Below are 14457 nucleotides of genomic sequence, written 5' to 3'. Positions count from 1 at the left end.
TCCACGGGTTTCTCAAAACCCAGTTTCGCAAGTTTGTAAAAATCCCTAGCGCGGCGGTTTTGAGAAACCGCCGACACGAAACGTGCTAAGCGATGCTTACATCGCGTCACGGGTTTCTCAAAACCCAGTTTCGCAAGTTTGTAAAAATCCCTAGCGCGGCGGTTTTGAGAAACCGCCGACACGAATAAGAAACCGCCGACACGAACAAGAAACCGCTAGCAAAATGTGATATATTCGTCATTAAAAGCCCGTAACTCCTACTTCACATGAACTTCCGCCTTTTCACTTTTTTAGTTTCGTTTCACTTTATTTCTTTTGTTGCCATGTCACAAACCGCTGCCGATTTTGTGGGAATTTTTGTTAGTAGCCAAACGGGAATTCAACTTTCCATTAACCAACAAAACGGCTTGTTTAAAGGCGAATTCACCGCCCAAAACCAGCGTTATGGCTGTGAAGCTACCCTCGTAAAAGGAGGGCTTTCGGGCGTATATTTTGATACGGGGCGAAAAATCGGATTTACCCTTGTGAAGAACTCAGGTGAATACATTCTTACTACCGAAGGGGTTAACATCCCGATGAAACGAACCGCTACTTCCTCTCAAGCCACCGCGCAATCTTCCGCGCCAACAGCTTCCGCCCCGTCGTCATCCGCTGCGAAGAGCAATGGGCAACGATTAAGCGACGCATTTTTAGGGTATGCCTTCAATGCTCCGTCGGGTTGGCAAATGCAGCAAAACAACGGCGGGTATGCCTTCGGACGAGGCGATCAGCAAGTAGCCATCACGGTTTCTCCCCATAATTATAACTCGCTGGCAGACCTCAAAAAAGACACCCAAGGAGTTCAAGATGCCAACTCAAACACTTACCTCAATGCTCGGGTTGACCCGTACAGCGATTCGGGAGCTTGGGTGTTTTTTAACGGAACCATCCAAGGGAAACCCTTTACCATTGCCACCATTTCGCTCATTTCGCCGCACGGTGGCGGGATTAATATTTCCTGCGTAGCACCCGCTTCGCTCTACAACGACGCTCTGACCAATACCCTCCGCAGCATTGCCAATACCGTTGTTTTTTCAAAACCCCAAACCTCGGCCTTGGCCGAACAATGGAAAGCCAAGCTCAAGGGCAAAGAGCTACTCTACCTCAATACCGCAAATGGCATGTCTGATAAATTCTCCATTCACTTGTGCAGTACTGGCCAATTCACCAAAAAAGAAGACACCAGTTACTCCTCACAGACGTTCAGCGACAACTTTAACTACGCAGGACGCTCGGGCGACCAAGGTCGATGGGATGTCACCACGCAAGGAGCCACTCCAGTGTTGGTGCTTCGTGCCAACGACGGCAAGGTATTCCAATACCAAATCACACTTCGGCAAGCCAGCAATGAACTTGGACTCAATGGAAGAAGGTATTTTGTGCGAGCAAGCCAAAATTGTCAATAAACACGTTTTTTTGGCTAATATTGCGCGCCAACAAAACCTCCATCCTTTATGTTTTCCAAAGACACCTACGTCGGACGACGCCAAAACTTAAAAAAAGCAGTCAATAGTGGAATTTTGCTCTTTTTGGGCAATGAAGAAGCAGGCATGAATTATGCCGACAACACCTATCATTTTCGCCAAGACAGTACTTTTCTATATTATTTTGGGCTCAACAAAGTCAGCCTAGCCGCCCTCATCGACGTAGAATCAGGGGAGGAATGGATTGTTGGCGACGAAATCACCATCGACGACGTCATTTGGGCAGGACCACAACCTACGCTTCAAGAGCAAGCCGAACGTGTGGGGGTAGCCAAGGTTCTTCCCAAATCCCAACTCGAAAGTGTACTCAAAAGCCACTTAACCGCAGGCCGAACTGTTCATTATTTACCAACCTATCGCCCTGAGCATACCTTCAAACTTCACGAGTGGACGGGGCAATCCCTGCAAGAAATTGCTCATGGAGCTTCTACTGAATTTATCAAAGCCGTTATCAATCAACGCTCTTACAAAACTGCCGAAGAAGTAATTGAGCTTAACAAGGCAGTCAACATTACGGCTCAAATGCACCTCAATGCCATTCGCGCTACGAAATCGGGCAAGTACGAATACGAAATTGCGGGTATCGTCCACGGCACCGCGCTGCAAGGTGGAGGCGACTTGGCTTACCCTATTATTTTGTCGGTAGATGGCCAAACGCTGCACAATCATTACCACGACAATCGTCTTTCGAGCGGCCGCCTTGTGTTAGGCGATTTTGGGGCAGAAACCGCTACGCATTACGCAGGGGATATTACCCGCACCTGGCCCGTTGACAAACAATTTAGCGAGCGTCAAAAAGAGATTTATCAAATCGTCCTCGATGCCAACCTCAACGCCATCGCGGCCCTACAACCAGGCACAAAATACCTCGATTGCCACTTAATTGCCTGGAAAACCATCGCTGAGGGACTCAAAACTCTTGGTTTATTGCAAGGCGACGTTGATGAAATGGTCGCGCTGGGCGTACCAGGTTTGTTTATGCCGCACGGAGTAGGCCACATGATGGGCATGGACGTGCACGACATGGAAAACCTTGGTGAACAACACATTGGCTACCGCGACGGTCTAAGTCGCAGTACGTTGCTAGGACTAAAATCGCTGCGTTTGGCTAAAGAACTTGAAGCAGGTTTTGTTTTGACCGTTGAGCCTGGGCTGTATTTTATTCCTGAATTAATCGACTTATGGGAAAGCCAAGGAAAATTCCGTGATTTTGTTAACTACGACGCCCTTAAAGATTACTATGACTTTGGCGGGGTACGTATTGAGGACAATTACCTTATTACGACCGATGGTGCTCAATTATTGGGTAATCCTATTCCAAAAACAATTTCCGAAATCGAAGCGTTGAGACTTTAGACTTAGGCTTAGACCTTCCAAAATCCTCAGTTTAGACCCTCCAAGTTTTGGAAACTTGGAGGGTCTGTGTCTTGCCCACTAGTCATTTCAAAACCCCAATCCCCAAATGCGCTACACACCCATTGACCCTCAATTATTTATCCAAAATCGGCAACGCTTATACCAACTTCTCAAGCCCAAAAGCTTGGTTATTTTGCAGTCCAACGACGTCATGCCTACCAACGCCGACGGAACAATGGGTTTTAAGCAAAACTCCGATTTGTTTTATTTGTCGGGTATCGACCAAGAAGAAACTACGTTGTTGCTCTTTCCCGACCATCCTGACCCGAAGTTTCGAGAGATTTTATTTGTGCGGGAAACCAACGAAAACATTGCCATTTGGGAAGGCGAAAAATTGACCATTCCTCAAGCATTTGAGCGCTCAGGCGTACCCCGAATTTATTGGACTCACCAATGGGAAAGCGTGCTTCCCCACGTCATTTTTGAAGCCGAAAATGTCTATTTAAACACCAACGAGCACGCCCGCAGCGACTCGCGAGTGCAAACCCGCGACGCTCGCTACATTCAGGAGTTCAAAGAAAAATACCCACTTCATCGCCTTGAACGCTTGGCGCCGTTGATGGCTTTTTTACGCGCCACAAAATTGCCCCAAGAAATCGAATTGCTTCAAAAAGCGATTGACATCACCCGCGATGGCTTTATGAGGGTGTTGAAATTTACCAAACCCGATGTCTGGGAATACGAAATTGAGGCCGAATTTGCCCATGAGTTTCTCCGTCAACGTTCGCGCGGCTTTGCCTATACGCCTATTATTGCTTCGGGCAAAGATTCTTGTGTCTTACATTACGTAGCCAATAACAAACAATGCAAAGACGGCGACGTTTTGCTACTAGACGTCGCTGCCGAGTATGCCAACTACAACGCCGACCTTACCCGAACCATCCCCGTCAATGGTCGCTTTACGGCACGCCAGCGGCAGGTATATGACGCGGTATTGCGGGTGCTAAAAGCCGCCCGTTCGATGCTTGTGGTGGGCAATGTCTTGGATGAATACCAAGCCGAAGTGGCTAAAGTAATGGAAAGTGAGTTGATTGGATTGGGACTACTAACGGCCCAAGACATTGCCAATCAGCATCCCGACTGGCCTGCGTATCGTCGTTATTTTATGCACGGGACTTCGCACGCCCTCGGCCTCGATGTGCATGATGTTGGAAATCGTTATCGGCGTTTTGAGGCTGGTACGGTTTTCACCTGTGAACCTGGCATTTACATCCGAGAAGAGGGCTTGGGCATTCGATTGGAAAATAACATTCTCATTACTGAAAACGGCAACCTCGACCTCATGGCTCACATTCCGATCGAAGCCGATGAGATTGAATTGTTGATGAATTCTTAGTCAAAACAGCAAATCCATGGAGACATTTCTGACAGAAGACGTTCTCAAATTATTTATTGCCGCAGGATTGGGGTCGATCATTGGCGTAGAACGCGAGTATCATAGTAAGTCAGCGGGGTTACGTACCATGATTCTGATTGCCGTGGGTTCTACCTTGTTTACCCTCATTTCGATTCGAGTAGGGGGCGATGCGGGGCGCATCGCGGCCAACATCGTAACGGGCATTGGGTTTATTGGTGGGGGAATTATTTTCCGAGAAAACAATCGTGTGGTCGGGATTACAACCGCAGCAACGGTCTGGGCCACGGCAGCGCTGGGGATGGGCGTGGGCAGTGGTTATTACGAGTTAGCGACTGTTGCCTCTTTGATTGTGTTGGTGGTTTTGTACGGTTTTGTTCCCATCCAAAACCTTATTAAACGGCGAAACCAACTTCGTAACTACCGTATTGTGTGTAAATTCCAACAAAAAACGTTGAAGCATTATGAAGCCCTGTTTCGAGAACTGCAATTGGATGCCAAACGAGGTACTCAAAGTAGGGTTGGAAATACCATCAGTGGTACATGGATTGTTCAAGGCAACGAACATAACCACGAACGGCTCACCAAGCGCCTCCTCAACGACCCCGACGTCATCGAATTTGACTTCTAGCTAAATTACCGTTTAATAAAATCTTTTGGGATATTTTCTTTAGGCAAGCGTTTTTTTTCTTAATTTACCATTGACATACAGACCTAATGTAAAAAAATGCAAAAGGCACTAGCCACTCCCAATAAACATGACATCCGAAAAAAGAACCGCCCTAGTGGTAGGAGGAAGTGGACTAGTAGGGAAAGAAGTTATTTCTGAATTGATTGCTTCTGAAAAATATACTGAAGTAGTCACACTCACTAGAAAACCATTGGATTTCACCCATCCAAAACTATTATCTATTATTTTTAACTTCGACCACCCCGATGCCTCCGTTGTTTGCGGCGACGACATTTTTTGTTGTTTAGGTACAACCATGAAAAAAGCTGGTTCCAAGGAAGCATTTTACCGCGTTGATTATACTTATCCCATCGAAATAGCCCAGCTGGGGCACCAAAACGGAGCCAAACGCTTTGCTATCGTTACTGCCATGGGCGCTGATAGTGGGTCGATGTTTTACTACAATCGGGTCAAAGGAGATGTAGAAGCAACGCTCAAAAAAATAGGTTTTGACGCATTACTCATTTTTAGGCCCTCGTTGCTTGTAGGGAATCGTGGCGAAACGCGCTTAGGTGAGCAAATCGGCGAGGGTTTATCCAAAATTCTCAGGCCGCTTATACCTATCAAATACCGCTCCATCGAAGCCCGTAAAGTGGCCAAAGCCATGGTTACAATTACAGCAAGCAACGTCAAAGGCACACTGGTGTATGAGTCGGATGTAATGCAAGAGTTTTAATAAAACGGTGGCGCAATTTTCCTTACGGAGGAACCGTTTTGCCCGTAAAAATGATTAAGTGAATATGACTAACCTAGGATACATAGAAGTTAAAATACACGATATTCATCCAAGCGATTTTGATATTTCCCATGTAGTGGAATTACTCAAAAACGTTGAGAATTTGTTGTATCCTAATGACAGAAAAAAGCGCCCAATTATATCTTATGAAGTCAAAGAAGGAAGCGTCCGAAATATTTTTAAAACTGACTTATCACAAGTTATTTTGGTAAATACAACCATTAAGAATATTAATGATACTAAATCTATTGACAACATTGATTTAACACAAGCCAAAGCAATAGAAAATATTCAAGAGTGGGCATCAAAAAACAGCTTAGATTTAGAAATTAAATCCTCCATAAAAAACACCAATAAGTTGGAAATAAACAGAAATACAAATTTCCAAAGAAGTGAAAATATATGGATTGATTCAGACCTGTATTTATACGGAAAAATAATAAGTATGGGTGGAAAAACTAACCCTAATCTACATATTTCAACAGAAGAACATGGTACAGTCATTATTCAAACAACAGAAGAAGTCTTAGCCAATCAATCCGACAATAGACTTTATAAATATTCTGGTGTCCATGTACATGCAAAACAAAATATTAAAAATGGTCAACTTGACAAATCCGACATTAAATTATTAGGCTTTATCGAATACGAACAAAGTCTCGATGATGACTATTTAGACAATCTGATTAATGAAGCAAGCAAGTCGTGGACTGATATAAAAGATGCAGACCAATGGCTCGCTGAAATTCGAGGTTTACTATGAAAAAAGCATTTATTGACACAAATTTCCTTATAAAACTACTTAACATTCAAGACCCTGCACACAAAAATGCGGTAGCTTATTTCAAGTATTTTGTAGAAAATCAAATCATAATTATTGTCTCTTCCATAGCGGTAGGGGAATACTGTGTGCAAGGTGAAATCACACACCTTCCTCTCAAAAACCTTCAAACATTAAACTACAATATTTTACATGCCATTAAGGCTGGGAAGTGTGGATTTATAGCTTTTAATGCACGTAAGAACAAAGAAATTACGGTTGAACGTATAGTGATTACGAATGACGTAAAACTCTTTGCGCAAGCAGAGATTGAAAAAGTAACCTTTTATGTAACGGGTGATACAAAAAGTAAATCTATTTTTGATTTACTTCGTAAAGAAGCTGGCCTATCTTACCAGTTTATTGATATAAATAAGCCGCTTCAAGAAAGCTTTGGAATTTTATTTTAACGCAACTTTCTATGCCTTCTATTTTCCTTCGTCGAGCCACGCCCCCCGATGTTACGCTTATTTATTCATTTCTCTGCGAACTGGAAGAAGAGACGTTTGATTTTGAACAATTTAACACCATCTACAATCGTAACCTTCTCAACCCCGACTGCCATTATTTTTTAGCGTTCGACCACGACCGCTGCGTTGGCTACGCAAGTGTTCACGCTCAGTGGCTTCTTCATCATTGCGGCAAGGTAGGCGAAATCCAAGAGATGTTTGTCATCCCCGACTACCGAAGTAAGGGCATTGGACAACTACTCATTCAACAACTTTTTGAAGTAGCTCAGCATGAAAATTTTGAAATTTTGGAAGTGACCGCCAACAAAAAACGCCTTGATACTCACCGTTTCTACGAGCGGCAAGGGCTTGAGCGCACGCACTTTAAGTTTGTCAAAAAAATGAAGTAAGGTTTCTGTGGGGCTGCCTTTGCAGGGTAATTACCACTCATCAACAGATATTACTGCGCATTTCCGAAGGTTTTGAGCGCAATGTAACGGTGGGCTTTCGGTGCGTGCGGGATTAGAAATAATACCTTGCTTGTTAAAAAATGCCAATTGTCATACATTCTTCTAAAAATGGGATTCTTAGAAAATTTTTCTCCAAGTGGGGCATTCGTTTACGATTGGCAATATAAGTTGGGAAATATTCGAGTATATCAAACCCATAATTTTTAAGTTCCAGAACTTGGTCAATCCAATATTGAGCATCATCACTTCGGCACTTATCATTGTATCTTTCATCTATCCCATAGGTTGCTCGCCAAGCATCTACCTCGCTTGGCTGTGTTGAGGCAAATCCTATATCAACAATATTGTTTTTGGGATTGTTAAAATCAAGTGAGGTAATTTTAATAGTAATTTCAAAGATAGGGTTAGTAGTTGAAAACGGATAAAAAGCCCTATTTGTACCTTTATTAATTGGGTCTTTAGCACCTTTATAAGAACTATTACAAGTGTTACAAATTGGAATTAGATTGTGAAAATTTACCGTATTAAATGGATACTTATCCTTTGGGAGAAAATGGTCATACGCATCTCTTTTGGATAATAGGTCTGATTTTAAATCATTTAAACCACAGAAAGGACAGATACCCTTAGAATTTTGCCGCATGAATTCTTTGTAATAGTCTTTTAATTCTCCATTTCTGGAACTGTAAGATGTTAGAATCAAAACATGATTATACAAGTCTTTACCCCATTGTTTTAAAATGCTACTTAATCGCTTGTCAATCTTGTTAATATCATCATACAGAACAGGACTTGTTTCTCCTTTGCATAATTCCTCAATAGCGTTATTAGCAGTAAAAGCATCCCTAAGTTTTTGTAATTGGGATGCATCTAACTTCTTACAAATGTTATAAATAACTTTGATTGGCTTTTTAAGATAATCATTATCATTCTGAGCAACTTCTTCGACAATTGCCTGAAAATTTGGATGGAGTTTGTCCACTGAAAAGCTACCGTTGGGCTTACAGCAAACTTCCAAAATGGTATGTTCAACATAGCTGTGGAGATTTTCGACTGTATGTGCTACATATTTCAGCGGAAACAACATAAAGACATCAATTAGGTTTGGGGAGTTTGTTAATGGAATCAATAGCCAACATTTTTTCAACTGAATCGCCAATTTCAGTAAAAATAGCTATTTGCGCCTCTTCCGGGCTTATTTGACCGTTTTGAACTTGCTCTCTCAGTATTCTTAAACGTTCCATTGCTACTTCTGCGATGGTTTCACGCTTGCCAAAAACCTTTAATGTTATCAAATTAACCGATGCCCCAAACGTATTAAAATCAGGTTGGCGGTAGTTGACTTGGTTATTTTCGTCTCGCTCAAAAATAAATACTCGTTCGGGCTTACAATCTGAAATGATGAAAGGTGAATGGGTGGTGAGGATAAATTCCTGTTGGCGTTTTTCTGTGATGGTTTTGTTCATTAGGCTAACAAACTTGCTTCGCCACTCAGGATTGAAGTGCGTTTCGGGTTCATCAAGCAGAAACAAAGTTCCGGGAGTATCAAAAAGTATCAATGCTCCCAGTACATGTAATAGTTGGTGCTCGCCATCGCTAAGATTTTTGTAATAGACGGGCTCTAAGATGCCCTGTTTTCTAAATGAAAGCTCATTAATGGAAAATACTAAATCTCGGGCTTCGGGTTTAGGAATAAGAGCAGAAAGGTTGACCCCTTGCCCTGCTTCTTTGACTTCCTCTCTCAATTTTTCACGGAAAGCGTGCAGGTTGAGCAATCGTAATAGATAAAGGTATCGAAACAACTCAAAAGCTGTGCGAAAATGCTTTCTAAATGCTTGCTTAGTAGCATCATTGACCCAGTAATCCAATTGAATAACCTCAATTTTGCCTTCTTGGTAGCTTTGGTGGCAAGTAGCGCAGTATTCAAGAAAGACAATGGCTTGGTTTAATTCAGACGGAAACTCTACGGCATCGCCCCCATATTTTCGTTTCCTGATAGTGATGCTAAATGAGTGTAAGTCTTTGATTTTTAATTCTTCGGTTAGTACAGCCAAATGGGTTCTATCCTCCAAATTGGGTAGTAAAAGGTTAGCGATGGTAACCAATTGGTTGCTTTCATAATCCATGTAAAACATCCGACTGACTTCTATCGCATCAAATCGCGTATCTTTTACTCGTGCCTGAAACTCATCAAAGTAATGAAAATCCATTTTAATGAATGGATTGCTCAGTAACTCGTTCATCCCAGAGGAGTAGCCGATGATTCTTTCAGGTAGCGTAACAGCCTCAAATTCCCTCAGTTCAGAGTTGGCATCTTTACCTAAGTCTTGGTAAAATGGTGCTTGATTCGGGTTTTTAGTAATTTTTATCGGGCCTTGAAACGGCAAGACTTTTCCCAAAACTGAGGGATGGAATGTTATTTCAAAACCAAAGGGAGGGTGAACAATTTCTTTGATGTTTTTGGATTCTTCCCAGTATCTTTCGAGATAGTAAAACACCTCCGAACATACTTCAAGCAAATTTGATTTGCCCGAGCCGTTCAAGCCCACTAAACAATAAGGATCAATGGTATCGGATTGATTTTCGGGGAACTCAATCTCAAAACCTGCGGGTAAACTTCTAAACGGTGAAAGGAGTTTGAGGTGTTTTAGTTTCACAATAGTAATTTTAGCTCTGTCCTATATTTTTTTTCATCTTCATTAAAAATAAAAATTTGTTCAAAAATAGGGGCTTCTTCATTTAACTCTCTGAAAACAAAATCCTTAATTTTATTGTAATCTAAGTCTACAAAATCTGTTAAAAGCCAATCATATATTGTTAAAAAAGGAACTGATTGATAGTGCTCAAACCTATGATAAAGCACTCGGTAAATAGCATAATCTTTATCAAATGGAATTCTACCTAATTGCACTTTGTCCAAATCCAGTTTTTTAATTTTTTCAATCAGTTTTTTATCTTTGGATTTTATAGCCGGTAATGTTTCGAACTTCTCTCTGATTTTATCTAAAGCAGGTTTGGCGTCATCAAATGTTACAAAACCACCATCAAAATATTCAAACCCCTTATATACATCCTCTATTTCAACTTTATCTAAATCTAATTCACCCTTAAACGCTCGTTGCATAAGTGACTGATACAACTGCTCTAACTCCCTCAACGATGCCTCTTGCTTGGCTTTGAGAGCTTCAATTTTGGCAACTGTTTCAGCAAATTGGGTCTGAAATAATAGAGGAGGTATTGGCAACTTTAAACCTAAAAATTTCATCATTGAAATATTTAGCATGGATTCATGACCCCCTGAAGCTTTCTCCCGAATTACATTTCTAAAAGATTCGATTTTAAAAAGAGCATTAAGAAAAATCTTATTCGCTCTTTGCTCATTAACAGAAAGAGACCATAGTTTATCAGGTAAAAATAAAAAAGGGTAATCTTTTGGCACAATACAACAAGCAGCAACCAGTTCTTTTGTATTAGCTCGGCTCATCAAAAACATTCCCTTTTGACATTTAATTATTTGCTTTGTAATTAAATCTATGCTTACTGCTTTGAATTCTTTAGGCTTAAATACTCCATCTGTTACAGCGCTGATTTTTAATACTCCCAGCTCATTTTGTTCTAATTCTTTATTTTCAGCACCAGCATAACTTGTACCAGATTTAATACTAGTAATTACTTCAACCATACCTCCTTTCTCCCATCCCTTCGGATTCTTCACAGGATCACCAAACATATCTAAAAATGTATATTTAAGCAGTTCATCCAATCCATTGATTGTGTCTTTACGTTTTTGTATCAGTGCCTCGGCTTTCGAGAGAATATAGGCTATTTTTTGCTGCTCGACGAGATCTGGAAGAGGTATTTTGTGCTTTTCAAAATCTCCTTTAACAATATGCTTCATAGTAGACCCCTGAGCAAATTTTGTCAAAGAATCAATAGTTTGTTTTAATGCAAATCTGAAATAATATTTATCTACTTTCTTATGGTCAAAAACTACTTTGAAAATGTGTTGGTTAAGATACGCTGGCTCATTATGCCATTCAAAAATATCAATCGTTGCAGACCACGAAACCAACATATCACCATCTTTTACTATATACTTTTCAGGTATATCATAAGCAGTAAAATTATAAGGCTTACTTGGGTCTGTTAAATTTTGAATCCTAATTATTTTTTTGCCAGTACTCCCCCAATGCTCTGATTTAAAAGCATATCCATTAATAAATTCAGCAATATCTCCAATTCTTGTTAATTTCATTTCTTGTTTCGTTGGTTATTAAGGGCATTGGTAATGCCTTCAATCCGTTCTACAAATGCCTCGCGGCTTGGAAAAAAGGCCGCCAATTCTTTGGGTAAGGTGTCGGTAAGGGTATAAGTGGCTACGCCAATGGGCTTGTTGAGGTCCTGCAAGGCAAATTCTACTACGGTTCGGCTTTTACTTTTACAAATAATAATACCAACGCTGGGGTTTTCGTGAGGCTTACGGTGGTAAGCATTTAAGGCCGAGAGGTAAAAATTCATCTTACCAGCATATTCGGGTTTAAAATCATCAATTTTGAGCTCAATGGCTACCAAACATTGCAGTCCCCGATGGTACAAAAGCAGGTCTATTTCGTAGTTTTTGTCTTCTACCTTTACTCCAAACTGGTTGCCCACAAAGGTAAAATCACCGCCCATTGTTGCCAAAAAATCTCGGATATTGCTCACGAGGGCTTGCTCTAATTGAACTTCGGTATAGGGTTCGGTTAGGTTCAAAAAATCAAAGGTGTATTCGTCTCTCAGCACCAAGTCGGCGTGTTGGGCCTGTTCGGCAGGCAGTTGGTCTGCAAAATTCTGCTGATTGATGAGTGTTTTTTCATAGGTTTGGGCTTCGATGGCATTGATAAGCATGACTTTAGACCAACCCTGCCGCCGAGTCATTTCTATGTAAAAAAAGCGTTGGTGTTCATCTTTGCATTTTTCTAAAATGATGATGTTGTGGGTCCAGCCAATTTCTGCAACCACTGGTTGCAGAATTAAACTTTGGGCGTATTCTTTGTACAAATTTCTCATGTACCAAAGGTTACGAGCCGAAAAGCCATTCACGCCGACAAACTCTTTTTGAAGCTCAGCCGCCAATACTTCTACCACGCTTTTGCCCCAACCGTATTGCGTTTGACGATGCACAATGGCCTCGCCAATACTCCAATAAAGGGCTATTTGTTCTTTATTAACAGCCTGCAATGCGCGGTATTGGGCAGCCTTAATCCGTTGCTTAATGTCGGCTACAAAATCCTTAAAAGCTTGACTTTCTGCTATTTCTAACATTATTGAAATATACTTTGAAGTTCCGCTAAGTCGTTCTGAATTTCGTCTTCGAGGGTTTTGAGTTTGGCTAAAATGTCTTTAGGGGGAATATAAGTCACCTCTTCGTATATTTGCTGCTTGTATTTATTGAGGCTTAGGTCGTAGTTGTTTTCTACGATTTCGGCCTTAGGTACAAAAAAGCACTTTTGTACACTGCCCGTACGGTCGGTATCGGTTTGAGGATTACGAGTTTTGAAACGGGCAATGATGTCTTGCAGGTCGCTGTTGGCGTGGTCGGGGTTACGTTTGTCGTCGAGGGTATAGCCATCGCTTTTCATTTCGTAAAACCAAACATTTTCAGTGCTGCGCCCTTTTGTAAAAATCAAAATAGCCGTAGCTACGCCTGCATAGGGTTTAAATACTCCGCTCGGCATCGTAACCACCGCTTTAAGCTCAGCCTGCTCAATCATCAACTTACGGGTTTCAACAAAGGCTTTGCCACTACCGAACAATACTCCCTGCGGGATGATAATTCCTGCTGTACCATCTTCGGTAAGCATTTTATGAATTCGTTCAATGAAAAGCAGTTCGGTTTTATTCGTCGCTTTCTTTAAACTTAGATTGTCATTGATGTCTTCCTTATCAATACTGCCAGTAAAGGGAGGGTTCGCAAAAACCGCCTTATATCTTGCCTCTTCGTTATAATTTTTGCTGAGTGTATCCTTATAATCAATGTGAGGTTGAGTGATGCCGTGCATCAGCATATTCATTAGCCCGATACGCACCATCGTAGGGTCAATATCATATCCGAAAAAGGTATCTTCTTCTAATTTTTTATGTCCATTGGCTGGCAGTAAATCACCGGTAGTGCCAATCATGAAATTGTCGTCCGAAGGTTTTATGTATTTATCGCTTGTAAATTGAGTAAGGATATATTTGAACGCCCCTAACAGGAACGTAGTACTGCCACAAGCGGGGTCAGCGATACGGAAGTTTTCGTCTAAGAATACGTTTTTATCAGAAATATCAGCAAATACCAATTCCACCACCAATTGAACAATATGCGTTCGGGTACGGAATTGCCCGTTTTTTCCTGCGTTTTTCAACTCATCCAGCAAGTGCTCATACACATCTCCCTGAATATCATTCAATAAAGCCCTTGAATCCTGCGAACCATCTTTGGTGCCTTCACTTATTTCTCTGTCTATTTCGCTGTAAATTTCATTGATCGTTCTATACGCATCCCGCATCAACGATGGCTTGGGAATGAGAAAAACGGCATTATCCATGTGTTTGGTGAAAAATGAATTTTCTCCACCAAGCTGTTTAATAAATGGAAACACTTTTTGCTGTAAATGATAAAGCATTTCGTCATCTTTCATGCCTTCCATTGCACTCCATCGTAGTGTTTCTTTGGGGATAGGGTCTTTAAAATTGGGCAAATCAATTGTACCATCGAAAATAGAGGTGTAGTTTTGAATATGCCCTTTTTCTTTGTCGCGCATTTTTTGAGTATCCAACTCATCAATGCGTTTCATAAAGAGAAGATAAGTCATTTGTTCAATGGCATTGAGAGGGTTTGAAATACCCCCACTCCAAAATCTATCCCAAAGCTTATTGATTAGACTTCGTAATGTTGCTTGCAGCATATAGTGTCGGTTACTGTGAGTTCTAAA

At 41.3% G+C, this 14457-nt stretch carries 13 protein-coding genes; 8 read left to right on the top strand and 5 right to left on the bottom strand.

What is annotated here, in order from left to right; all coding sequences use genetic code 11:
* Positions 1 to 266 precede the first annotated feature (266 nt).
* The 8 genes from FHS57_RS10755 (at position 267) to FHS57_RS10720 (ending at position 7438) form a co-directional block, all read left to right on the top strand.
* On the top strand, positions 267 to 1445 hold the full coding sequence (locus FHS57_RS10755) for a hypothetical protein (protein ID WP_221225602.1): 1179 nt from the start codon (positions 267 to 269) through the stop codon (positions 1443 to 1445).
* Positions 1446 to 1493: 48 nt separating this feature from the next.
* Positions 1494 to 2879: an aminopeptidase P family protein gene (locus tag FHS57_RS10750; RefSeq protein WP_183973390.1), complete on the top strand. Its 1386-nt coding sequence runs from the start codon at positions 1494 to 1496 to the stop codon at positions 2877 to 2879.
* Between the two features lie 106 nt (positions 2880 to 2985).
* A complete protein-coding gene (locus FHS57_RS10745) occupies positions 2986 to 4275 on the top strand; it encodes an aminopeptidase P N-terminal domain-containing protein (RefSeq protein ID WP_183973388.1) in 1290 nt (429 codons plus the stop codon).
* A 16-nt stretch (positions 4276 to 4291) separates the two neighbouring features.
* Positions 4292 to 4924, top strand: coding sequence for an MgtC/SapB family protein (locus FHS57_RS10740; protein ID WP_183973386.1), 633 nt, complete (start codon positions 4292 to 4294; stop codon positions 4922 to 4924).
* Between the two features lie 127 nt (positions 4925 to 5051).
* Positions 5052 to 5699, top strand: a complete 648-nt coding sequence (locus FHS57_RS10735) for an NAD-dependent epimerase/dehydratase family protein (RefSeq protein WP_183973384.1) — start codon at positions 5052 to 5054, stop codon at positions 5697 to 5699.
* 64 nt (positions 5700 to 5763) lie between these two features.
* Positions 5764 to 6522, top strand: a complete 759-nt coding sequence (locus FHS57_RS10730; protein ID WP_183973382.1) for a hypothetical protein — start codon at positions 5764 to 5766, stop codon at positions 6520 to 6522.
* Positions 6519 to 6989, top strand: a complete 471-nt coding sequence (locus FHS57_RS10725) for a hypothetical protein (protein WP_183973380.1) — start codon at positions 6519 to 6521, stop codon at positions 6987 to 6989. The genes FHS57_RS10730 and FHS57_RS10725 overlap by 4 nt, the downstream gene beginning before the upstream one ends.
* A gap of 11 nt (positions 6990 to 7000) precedes the next feature.
* Positions 7001 to 7438, top strand: a complete 438-nt coding sequence (locus FHS57_RS10720) for a GNAT family N-acetyltransferase (protein ID WP_221225601.1) — start codon at positions 7001 to 7003, stop codon at positions 7436 to 7438.
* 133 nt (positions 7439 to 7571) lie between these two features.
* Here FHS57_RS10720 and FHS57_RS10715 read toward each other — a convergent pair whose 3' ends face one another.
* Genes FHS57_RS10715 through FHS57_RS10695 form a run of 5 tightly spaced genes read right to left on the bottom strand, consistent with a single transcriptional unit; the run spans position 7572 to position 14430 of the window.
* Positions 7572 to 8585 carry an HNH endonuclease gene (locus FHS57_RS10715; RefSeq protein ID WP_221225600.1) on the bottom strand — a complete coding sequence of 338 codons (1014 nt, stop codon included), beginning with the start codon at positions 8583 to 8585 and terminating at the stop codon, positions 7572 to 7574.
* 7 nt (positions 8586 to 8592) lie between these two features.
* The gene (locus tag FHS57_RS10710; protein ID WP_183973376.1) at positions 8593 to 10155 is read right to left on the bottom strand and encodes a restriction system-associated AAA family ATPase; all 1563 of its coding nucleotides are present in this window, start codon (positions 10153 to 10155) and stop codon (positions 8593 to 8595) included.
* Complete coding sequence (locus tag FHS57_RS10705) at positions 10152 to 11753, bottom strand: restriction endonuclease subunit S (RefSeq protein ID WP_183973374.1); 1602 nt, start codon at positions 11751 to 11753, stop codon at positions 10152 to 10154. The genes FHS57_RS10710 and FHS57_RS10705 overlap by 4 nt, the downstream gene beginning before the upstream one ends.
* Entirely contained in the window at positions 11750 to 12802 is a 1053-nt protein-coding gene (locus FHS57_RS10700) for a PDDEXK nuclease domain-containing protein (RefSeq protein ID WP_183973372.1), read from the bottom strand. The genes FHS57_RS10705 and FHS57_RS10700 overlap by 4 nt, the downstream gene beginning before the upstream one ends.
* A complete protein-coding gene (locus FHS57_RS10695; protein WP_183973370.1) occupies positions 12802 to 14430 on the bottom strand; it encodes a class I SAM-dependent DNA methyltransferase in 1629 nt (542 codons plus the stop codon). The genes FHS57_RS10700 and FHS57_RS10695 overlap by 1 nt, the downstream gene beginning before the upstream one ends.
* Between the last annotated feature and the right edge of the window lie 27 nt (positions 14431 to 14457).

Source organism: Runella defluvii (genome assembly GCF_014195535.1).
Lineage (GTDB): Bacteria > Bacteroidota > Bacteroidia > Cytophagales > Spirosomataceae > Runella > Runella defluvii.
The sequence above is the reverse complement of the archived record's forward strand: the minus strand, read 5'-3'. Positions and strand labels throughout refer to the sequence as shown.

What these genes read in the sequence shown, in the direction of transcription:
- FHS57_RS10735 (WP_183973384.1), top strand. Translation starts at nt 5,052, where the DNA reads ATGACATCCGAAAAAAGAACCGCCCTAGTGGTAGGAGGAAGTGGACTA.
- FHS57_RS10730 (WP_183973382.1), top strand. Translation starts at nt 5,764, where the DNA reads ATGACTAACCTAGGATACATAGAAGTTAAAATACACGATATTCATCCA.
- FHS57_RS10695 (WP_183973370.1), bottom strand. Translation starts at nt 14,430, where the DNA reads ATGCTGCAAGCAACATTACGAAGTCTAATCAATAAGCTTTGGGATAGA.
- FHS57_RS10725 (WP_183973380.1), top strand. Translation starts at nt 6,519, where the DNA reads ATGAAAAAAGCATTTATTGACACAAATTTCCTTATAAAACTACTTAAC.
- FHS57_RS10720 (WP_221225601.1), top strand. Translation starts at nt 7,001, where the DNA reads ATGCCTTCTATTTTCCTTCGTCGAGCCACGCCCCCCGATGTTACGCTT.
- FHS57_RS10745 (WP_183973388.1), top strand. Translation starts at nt 2,986, where the DNA reads ATGCGCTACACACCCATTGACCCTCAATTATTTATCCAAAATCGGCAA.
- FHS57_RS10740 (WP_183973386.1), top strand. Translation starts at nt 4,292, where the DNA reads ATGGAGACATTTCTGACAGAAGACGTTCTCAAATTATTTATTGCCGCA.
- FHS57_RS10700 (WP_183973372.1), bottom strand. Translation starts at nt 12,802, where the DNA reads ATGTTAGAAATAGCAGAAAGTCAAGCTTTTAAGGATTTTGTAGCCGAC.
- FHS57_RS10750 (WP_183973390.1), top strand. Translation starts at nt 1,494, where the DNA reads ATGTTTTCCAAAGACACCTACGTCGGACGACGCCAAAACTTAAAAAAA.
- FHS57_RS10705 (WP_183973374.1), bottom strand. Translation starts at nt 11,753, where the DNA reads ATGAAATTAACAAGAATTGGAGATATTGCTGAATTTATTAATGGATAT.
- FHS57_RS10715 (WP_221225600.1), bottom strand. Translation starts at nt 8,585, where the DNA reads ATGTTGTTTCCGCTGAAATATGTAGCACATACAGTCGAAAATCTCCAC.
- FHS57_RS10755 (WP_221225602.1), top strand. Translation starts at nt 267, where the DNA reads ATGAACTTCCGCCTTTTCACTTTTTTAGTTTCGTTTCACTTTATTTCT.